Annotated in this window: 12 protein-coding genes; 7 read left to right on the top strand and 5 right to left on the bottom strand. The window is 41.7% G+C overall.

Annotated elements, in window-relative coordinates; genetic code table 11:
• Positions 1–372: 372 nt before the first annotated feature.
• Positions 373–2646 carry a bifunctional diguanylate cyclase/phosphodiesterase gene (locus tag B3014_RS11670; protein ID WP_289244212.1) on the bottom strand — a complete coding sequence of 758 codons (2274 nt, stop codon included), beginning with the start codon at positions 2644–2646 and terminating at the stop codon, positions 373–375.
• Between the two features lie 196 nt (positions 2647–2842).
• Here B3014_RS11670 and B3014_RS11675 point away from each other — a divergent pair, with 196 nt between their 5' ends.
• From B3014_RS11675 to B3014_RS11690, 4 genes are read left to right on the top strand one after another with little or no spacing between them, the layout of a single operon-like run.
• On the top strand, positions 2843–3298 hold the full coding sequence (locus B3014_RS11675) for a hypothetical protein (RefSeq protein ID WP_289244213.1): 456 nt from the start codon (positions 2843–2845) through the stop codon (positions 3296–3298).
• Complete coding sequence (locus tag B3014_RS11680; RefSeq protein ID WP_289244214.1) at positions 3295–3924, top strand: class I SAM-dependent methyltransferase; 630 nt, start codon at positions 3295–3297, stop codon at positions 3922–3924. The genes B3014_RS11675 and B3014_RS11680 overlap by 4 nt, the downstream gene beginning before the upstream one ends.
• Before the next feature lie 22 nt (positions 3925–3946).
• Positions 3947–4150 (top strand): hypothetical protein, encoded by a 204-nt coding sequence (locus B3014_RS11685; protein ID WP_289244215.1) that lies wholly within the window; start codon positions 3947–3949, stop codon positions 4148–4150.
• A 35-nt stretch (positions 4151–4185) separates the two neighbouring features.
• The gene (locus B3014_RS11690) at positions 4186–4551 is read left to right on the top strand and encodes a VOC family protein (protein WP_289244216.1); all 366 of its coding nucleotides are present in this window, start codon (positions 4186–4188) and stop codon (positions 4549–4551) included.
• A 172-nt stretch (positions 4552–4723) separates the two neighbouring features.
• Here the strand turns inward: B3014_RS11690 and B3014_RS11695 are convergent, their stop codons facing one another.
• From B3014_RS11695 to B3014_RS11705, 3 genes are all read right to left on the bottom strand, one after another.
• The gene (locus B3014_RS11695) at positions 4724–5056 is read right to left on the bottom strand and encodes a YnfA family protein (protein ID WP_286303366.1); all 333 of its coding nucleotides are present in this window, start codon (positions 5054–5056) and stop codon (positions 4724–4726) included.
• 110 nt (positions 5057–5166) lie between these two features.
• Positions 5167–5652: a GNAT family N-acetyltransferase gene (locus B3014_RS11700; RefSeq protein WP_289244217.1), complete on the bottom strand. Its 486-nt coding sequence runs from the start codon at positions 5650–5652 to the stop codon at positions 5167–5169.
• A 10-nt stretch (positions 5653–5662) separates the two neighbouring features.
• On the bottom strand, positions 5663–6073 hold the full coding sequence (locus B3014_RS11705; RefSeq protein ID WP_289244218.1) for a helix-turn-helix domain-containing protein: 411 nt from the start codon (positions 6071–6073) through the stop codon (positions 5663–5665).
• A gap of 77 nt (positions 6074–6150) precedes the next feature.
• Here B3014_RS11705 and B3014_RS11710 point away from each other — a divergent pair, with 77 nt between their 5' ends.
• From B3014_RS11710 to B3014_RS11720, 3 genes are all read left to right on the top strand, one after another.
• A complete protein-coding gene (locus tag B3014_RS11710) occupies positions 6151–6741 on the top strand; it encodes a class I SAM-dependent methyltransferase (RefSeq protein ID WP_289244219.1) in 591 nt (196 codons plus the stop codon).
• A 71-nt stretch (positions 6742–6812) separates the two neighbouring features.
• A complete protein-coding gene (locus B3014_RS11715) occupies positions 6813–7469 on the top strand; it encodes a LysE family translocator (protein ID WP_289244220.1) in 657 nt (218 codons plus the stop codon).
• Positions 7470–7659: 190 nt separating this feature from the next.
• Entirely contained in the window at positions 7660–7947 is a 288-nt protein-coding gene (locus B3014_RS11720) for a DUF3144 domain-containing protein (RefSeq protein ID WP_286303365.1), read from the top strand.
• 166 nt (positions 7948–8113) lie between these two features.
• Here B3014_RS11720 and B3014_RS11725 read toward each other — a convergent pair.
• Positions 8114–8218: helix-turn-helix domain-containing protein (locus B3014_RS11725; RefSeq protein ID WP_289286992.1), on the bottom strand; the 105-nt coding region annotated here is incomplete at its 5' end.

An 8218-nucleotide genomic window follows, 5' to 3' on the forward strand; every position in this document is an offset into this window, starting at 1 on the left:
TTTTTATTTAATAAAACGACTTTATAAAAACATATCATCAGCTATCAAATCCCGCCTTTTTAATAAGGTATTTCATTTACCTATTTAAAGCAAGGAATGGAATTAGTTGAATTTTAAAGCCTAGAAAACATGCTAATTTCCTAATTAAAGCAAATGAATGAATAGACAAAATAATGTGCAGTACGAACGATTACGCGATAAGTAGATAAAAAAGCCGTATGAAAATGGTGATACGGCTCGTTTGAATTTCTTGAAATTGATATTGAAAACTAAGTGTTCGAGAGCCTTAATAATTAGAAATAGACTATTACATAGTGAATAAAAACAGTTGGCGATGTCGTCAGCACAAGGTACCTAAATAACGTTAGCTACTCACCACTGAGGTTTCCATTCTTCTATCCACTCGGGTACGCGCTCTGCTGGCATCGGTTTCGCAATACCAAACCCTTGAGCTTGCTCACAACCAAGTTTTAATAGGGCTTTTCCATGTTCGGCAGATTCCACGCCTTCGGCTATGACCCCTCGTTGGAAGGCATTAGCCAAGCCGATCACCCCTTTCACAATAGCCAGATCATCCTCATCTACCAACATATCACGAACAAAGCTCTGATCGATTTTGATTATCTCAGCCGGTAAATGCTTGAGATAAGTGAGTGATGAATAGCCTGTACCAAAGTCATCAATTGCGAATTTCACACCAAGCTGGGCACAGGCACTCATTGTATTGGAGACATTTTCGATGTCTTCTAAGGCACTGGTTTCTAAAATTTCTAATTCAATTTTATGTGGGTCTACCTCAGGATGAGCATTTAGCAGAGAGGCTAATCTATCAGCAAAATTAGCCTGCTCAATCTGTAAAGCTGAAATGTTAATACTGATCATATCTGGCATAGTGACCTGTGCTGCTTGCCACAGGCTGATTTGTTTCAAGACGGCATGGATAACCCATTCACCCAAATTAACACTGATGGGATTGTTTTCTATGTAGGGCAAAAACGCACCTGGTGGTAACAAGCCTTCCTCAGGTGACTGCCAGCGAAGTAGCCCCTCTAAACCAACTACCGAGCCCGTTCGCATATTGACGATGGGTTGGTAGTGCATGACAAATTCATCGTTTTCCAAAGCTCGTTCGATATGCAACAACTGTTTTCTATGTGACCTGATGGCATCATCCTGATTCACATCAAATAGGTGATAGCGATTTTTACCCAACTGCTTAGCTGTATACATGGCATGGTCAGCGTGACGCATGAGAATGTCGGCATCAACACTGTCTTCTGGAAATAACGTGACCCCGATACTGGCTGAGACTGAAAACGTTTTATCATCAATAGATATCGACTCTGAAGATGCCACTAGTAAACGCTCAATAACCGACTCACAATCATCAAATACATTCAGTTCAGTCAGAACGGCAATAAATTCATCCCCACCAATTCTTGCGAGAGTATCGCCCTCTCGTAATGCCTGCTTCATACGATTAGAAATGGTCACCAGAAGTTTATCGCCGACTTCATGGCCATACCTATCATTGACTTGCTTGAATCCATCTAAATCAATAAATGCCACTGCCAGTAATTGTTGATGGCGTTGGCAGCGTGCCATCGATTGCTTTAAACGGTCAGCCAGTAAGATACGGTTGGGCAACGATGTTAATGGGTCATAGCTAGCCAATCGCTCAAGGGCCATCTGCTGAGCTCGGATATGCGTGATGTCTGAAAACAAAGCCACATAGTTAGCAGCGTTACCCTCTTCATCACGAATTTCACTAATCGTCAGCATTTCTACAAATAGCTGTCCGTTTTTGTGTCTGTTTGATAATTCACCTGACCAATAACCTTCGGTCCTTATCAAATGCCACATTTCTTCATAAAACTCTGGAGAATGATTACCAGACTGCAGGATTTTTGGACTTTGTCCGATGACATCCTCTCTGCTGTATCCAGTAATTCTACTAAAAGCCTCATTGACTTCGATAATCTTACTATCAGCATCTGTGACGAGAATCCCTTCATAAGCATGGGTAAAGACGGTGTTAGCAAGCTTGAGCTTTTCATCGGCTTCTTTACGGGTTGTGATATCGGAATGTGTGCCGACGACGCGAACTGGATGACCATTTTCATCACGTGTAATCACTCGTCCACTATCTTGAACCCATTTGTATCGACCATTTTTGCAACGTATGCGATGTTCGTTAATATAACTATCTGTTTTTCCATCAAGGTGTAGTTGCAACTCATTCATCACGGATTCTATGTCATCCGGATGAACACGACTCGACCATTCATCAAGGCTGTTACTAAACTCGCCATTTTCATAGCCAAGCATCGTCTGCAGCTGCTTGGAGTACCAAACCTTACTTGAGGGTACATCCCAGTCCCAAACCCCATCACCAGAAGCATTCAGCGCATAGCGAAGACGTTCTTCGGCCTCATTCATATTGCTTAGCTGACGATAAACCAGCCAGAAAAGAATGAAGCCCGTTGCAATAATAAAAAACCAGCCCTTAATAGTTTGCAGTTCAACAACGCTTTGTTTATCAGCAAAAAAATATGACAGAGCTTGGTCAGATGTGATTATCCATATACCACCAATAATCACATAAATGATGGATATTCTTAATGCTGACATCCACACAGTATTCATAAAAAAACCACTCGACTTTTACAGATAGCCGATAGCTTATCTGGATATATAAAACCGTAACAGGACAGATGGATGATTCAGAATAATTGATAACGTTATACAAAAAGCAGCTGCTTAAATTCGCAAGTGTGGCACGCTCTGTTATCATCAAACTCAGCAATGAATCCAATACCATCAATTGATATTGAGCGCTAAAATGACGAACCCAACACTCCAACGCTTCTTGCCTTTTTCATTCTTAGTCTGTCTTGTTTTACAAGCCTCTTCCGCCATGGCTAACACTGGCACAGGCCTTGAAATGACTAAGCCAGATCATCTTTATGTGGTGTATACAGTCGAACCTGACGACGTTGATGAGAGTGAGCTGGAAGCCATCATCGATGGTCAGTTATACGCGGCTAATATCCAGCAAAATCCACGTGATGATGCTCAACTGTTTTTACGTGTTGAGGAGCACGCGGGAGAATATCTGCTTTATCTCGACTTCAGCAGAACCATGTCCTATCGCGTGAATGGCGAATGCTATAAAAAAGACGGTTTTGTCTGGGGACGATACGCCAAAGATATCGCCGATATGGATGAATTGTATGAGAGCGTTGAATTCCTCATTGATGAGTTTATTGAGGAATACTCAAAAGCTAATAAATTGTGACTCACTCTCATATGAATCCAGACGATATCGGCAAAGCCTACAACATGATTATCCATCTTTGGGAACGTGAAGAGTTTGATAGAAATAATGGCATCGAGGCACATAAACGTGCCATCAGCTTTGTTGAAAACAAATACAAAGCATTGGATGTCGGCTGTGGGTGCACAGGACGATTTATCGATCTGCTTCAAGCTGAAGGGTTTCACGTTGAAGGTGTCGATATTTCCAGCAAAATGGTCGAGCTTGCCAAGCAGCGTCACCCTGACGTGACATTTCACCAGCAAGATATCTGCGAATGGGAAATTGAGAACCGCTACGATTTTATTACCGCTTGGGATAGCATTTGGCATATTCCACTGGAGCAGCAAAAGCCTGTATTAACTAAGCTGGTTAACAGCCTGAACAAGGGCGGCATATTGATTTTTTCATTTGGTGGCGCAACTAAACCGGGCGAACACACAGATGATTTCATGGGACAAGAAGTGTATTACTCCAGTTTAGGCACAAATGGCTTTTTGGCATTATTAATGAAGCTTGGGTGTGTATGTATGCACTTGGAATATGATCAATATCCGGAATTGCACACATTTCTTATCGCACAAAAAGTCCGTTCGATAAACGAATAAACTATCTACAAGGATGAAAGTGATGAAACGGAAAAACGTGCTCTTAATGGTCGGCCTTATCGGTCTAATGATTGTTTTATTACTCAACCTTTTAGCCAACTTTTATCTCAATCAACCAGCAGCCATGGTCTTTTCTGAAGCTTGGAATGCATCTTGGCTACCTAGCTATATCGTCTGGCTTGTGATGTGTATCATCGGTATCGCTATCAAATTATCAAAACGATAAGCCTTCGCAGCATTAGTGATAAGGAGTGGCTAGCCATGGCAAATATGAACACCGTTGAAATCAAAGCATTTATTCCAGCAAAAGACTATGAGCTTTCTAAAGCCTTCTATACTGACCTTGGCTTCACGCAGGCATCTGATACCACAGGTGTTGCCTACTTCTATCACGGCAACTGTAGTTTTCTGCTTCAGAATTTTTATGACCAGACACTGGCTGAAAATTTCATGATGCATCTGCTTGTGGAAGACGTGCAGTCTTGGCATCAACACATTACCGAATCAGGGATAGCAGACAAGTATAAGGTTGAAATATCGGCTGTCACTGAACAACCCTGGGGTATGCTCGATTTTGTTCTCTATGATCCGAGTGGTGTGTTATGGCGTATCGCTCAGAATATTTGAGCTTATGGCATAACTTGTCATAGTTATTGATACTCAACTTCATATTTTTACTTGAACAAAATCACTAGCAAAGATTCTAGCTTGGGAATTTTTAATGCTTGATTTGCTGATTAATAAAGCCAAATAACGTTAACACAGGCAGGCGCCAAGCCAGCGAGTTAAAACTCCGTCTTTAGGATCCTCGTGGTGCGAACATAATGATGGCCATTCCCAGCAATGCGACACCAGAGCCAACCATATCCCATACTGTAGGACGAATACCATCTACAGCCCATAACCATAAAATAGCCATGAAAATATATACCCCACCATAAGCGGCATAGACGCGACCAGCTGCCGTTGGATGCAAAGACAACAGCCAGGCAAACAATGACAGGCTGAGTGCAGCAGGCACCAGCAGCCAAATGGATTTCCCCTCACGCAGCCAGAGATACGGCAGATAGCAGCCAATAATTTCTGCCAAGGCCGTCACAAGAAACAAGCCTACTATTTTTAGTTCGGGCAACAGATGCTCCCTTTCAGTGATTTTATAAAGTGATCTTTAGGCATCATGATTCCATGATCAGACCAAACCGTTACATTTTAATCATTTAACTAATGACTGCACTTACCAGACTATAAAGACTTTTCCATGGAGAAGTTCACTAATGACACACCATGTCGCTGAACAACATTCTTTCTGAAAACAGCAAAACCGCGATGCTCAAAAAATGGCTTAGCGGTAATGGATGCTTCAACGTAGAGACGCTTCATATTTCGCCTTATTGCTTCTGCAAGCAAGTGCTCATATAACTTCGACGCCACGCCCATTCTCTGAAAGTCAGGATGCGTATACGTACAATCAATATGACCATCAGTATCAAGCTCAATAAAGCCAGCCACTTGATTATTAACGATAGCGACTAACGGCTTTTTTGCCTCTAATCGTGCTGACCAAAAGGCATAATCAATGGGCGTCGGCGCCCAAGCTGCTTTTTGCTCAACTGTATAAACAGATGAATCAATAGCATGCACTGATTGATAAAACAGATCAGCAATTTCCTTCGCCCATTGCTCAGAATAGTTTTGTATATCTATTTTCAACAAGTCTTTCTTATTCATACCTGCTGACTTAATCTCGTTCAAGTGCCGTCGGCCTGCCCCATCGCTTAGTGGCGATATTTAATAAACGACGAAAAGTACCACACTCCAAATGACTCGGTGCTTTGCAGGCAGCAGCATGACGTAGACCATCTCTCATCGCCGTCATCTGTTTAATTTTTTCGTCCAATTCACTTGCCCTTGTTAGCAACAACTCTCTATTAATATCGACCGTATCAGGTAGCAGCATTGAACGAATTTCATCTAAAGATAATCCAGCATTTCGGCCTAATGTGATTAATGCCAACCGCTCCAGGATGTCCGGTGAAAATGTTCTGGTTAGGCCATTTCGTCCGGAGGATTGAATCAGCCCTTTTTCTTCATAATAACGTATGGTCGAAGTGGGCAGATTCGTCTTTTTGGATACCTCACCTATTTTCATATTTTAGCCTTGACTTCAAGTTGACTTGAAGTAATACCATCACTTTCATATTCAAAGCAACAGATGGAGAAATAAAGATGTGGGATGAACGATACAACACCGATGATTATGTTTATGGCATCAAGCCCAATGATTTTTTAAGAGACCATATGCAGGCCATTCCCAAAGGGCGAGTGTTGAGTCTCGCTGAAGGAGAAGGCCGTAATGCCGTATTCCTTGCCAAGCAGGGTTACTCCGTTACCGCCGTGGACTCATCCAAAGTCGGTTTGCAAAAAGCTAAACGGCTGGCCGAAGAAAATCAGGTCTTAATTGAATGCATTCATGCTGACTTGAGTGACTTTCATCTTGGGGAAGCTCAATGGGATGGCATCATTTCAATATTCTGCCCGCTGCCACCAGCCATCAGAAAAATGCTACATCAAAAAGTTATGTCAGGGCTGAAGCCAAATGGTGTGTTTTTACTGGAAGCCTATACACCTGCTCAACTTCACTACGAAACAGGTGGTGGCTCATCTGCTGAGTTGATGCAGACCAAGCAGACGCTGATAGATGAATTACCTGACTTAAGCTTTCAGCACTTATTAGAAATGGAAAGAGAGGTAAAAGAAGGGATTTATCATACCGGTTTGGCTTCTGTGGTTCAGGCAATTGCAGTAAAAAAGTTATGATATAAATAACAATTTTATATATAAATTCGATACGCTCTAGCCATTTTTTGCACGACTTAAAGAGAATATAAATGGATTTTGAATTACTCAGTATATTTTTCGCGGTTGCTCTTGCTCATTTTCTTGCTTTATTAAGTCCCGGCCCTGATTTTGTTTTAGTCGTGAAAAGCGCTATTAAAGGTCATCGTAAGAATGCCATCGGCGTAGCGCTCGGTATTGCGATGGCGAACGCTGTATATATTGGGCTCTGTCTAATTGGTGTCGGGACAATCTTAGCGGCATCCGTTTCTGTCATGATGACATTAAAAATTATCGGCGGTTTATTTCTGCTTTATTTAGCCTTTCATGCCATGAAAGCCCCTAAATCAGCCTACAAAGAGCTGACGGTCACACCTGAAACCGGTACAAGCATAGCAGCAAGCAGCTTCACAAAAGAATGTCTTACCGGCTTTATGTCCGGCATTTTAAATCCGAAAAACTTATTGTTTTACTTGAGCTTATTTACCGTGGCACTGACACCTGAAGTGAGCCTCAGCTTCAAAGTTCTGCTAGGTGTGTGGATGACACTCGTCGTATTTTTTTGGGATGTCGCCATCATTTATGTATTATCCAAACAGACCATGAGAAATAGGTTTACCCGACTCTCTTTTTATATAGATAAAGTCACAGGCGTTATTTTGGGGGCCATAGGATTTAGTATCGTCAAATCAGTTATAGCAAAACAATAAACCGATTGTTAGCGAAACTAACACTGAAGTGATGGCGTCAATATAGCCCATAAAATCCCCTAACGGCTTAGGTAAAACCCAAGATAGCTACGGTTTTACCATCTTCTCTATCTGCTATGATGTGATCCGTCTTAATTAGCCTATTACTAGCTAAATATTTCAAACCTATAAAACCAATGAGAGAAAAAGAATGAGTGAAAATTCACCAAGCAAAACATTTCAAGAACGTGTCGATGAGTTCGTTGCGATTGCCAATCAGCAAGCAGCTGAAAGTTCTGTAGAAGACGTTAATACAGCCGTTCTCTTTTCAGCCGCCCGTTTTAATGCTTTCAGCGTCGCCCGTTCTGTTGAAAACGCAGAAAACCTGCAAGCCGAAAAACAAGCGGCTATTGAATACTTCACTCAGCGTTATGCCGAAATGCTCAATCAAAACCTTGAAGAATATATCGCTCGGTTTGATAACTATACACAGAAGTAATTCACCACAAACGGTTTATAAACTTCCATAAAAAAGGGCAAATCCTTACGGACTTGCCTTTTTTTATGATCGAGAACGAGGTTATACGGCTATGATGCTCAAGTCATAGAATGTCCCTACAAATAGAAATATAAAGTAGACTGACGACATCACTTTATGACCCCAGCTATTCTTCTTCAGGGTGATATTCCAGCAAGTCACCAGGCTGACAGTTAAGAGCTGTGCAAATAGCATCAAGTGTTGATAAACGGATAGCTTTTGCTTTGCCAGT

The organism is Methylophaga sp. UBA678, from assembly GCF_002299105.1.
In the GTDB taxonomy this organism is placed as follows: Bacteria; Pseudomonadota; Gammaproteobacteria; order Nitrosococcales; family Methylophagaceae; genus Methylophaga; species Methylophaga marina.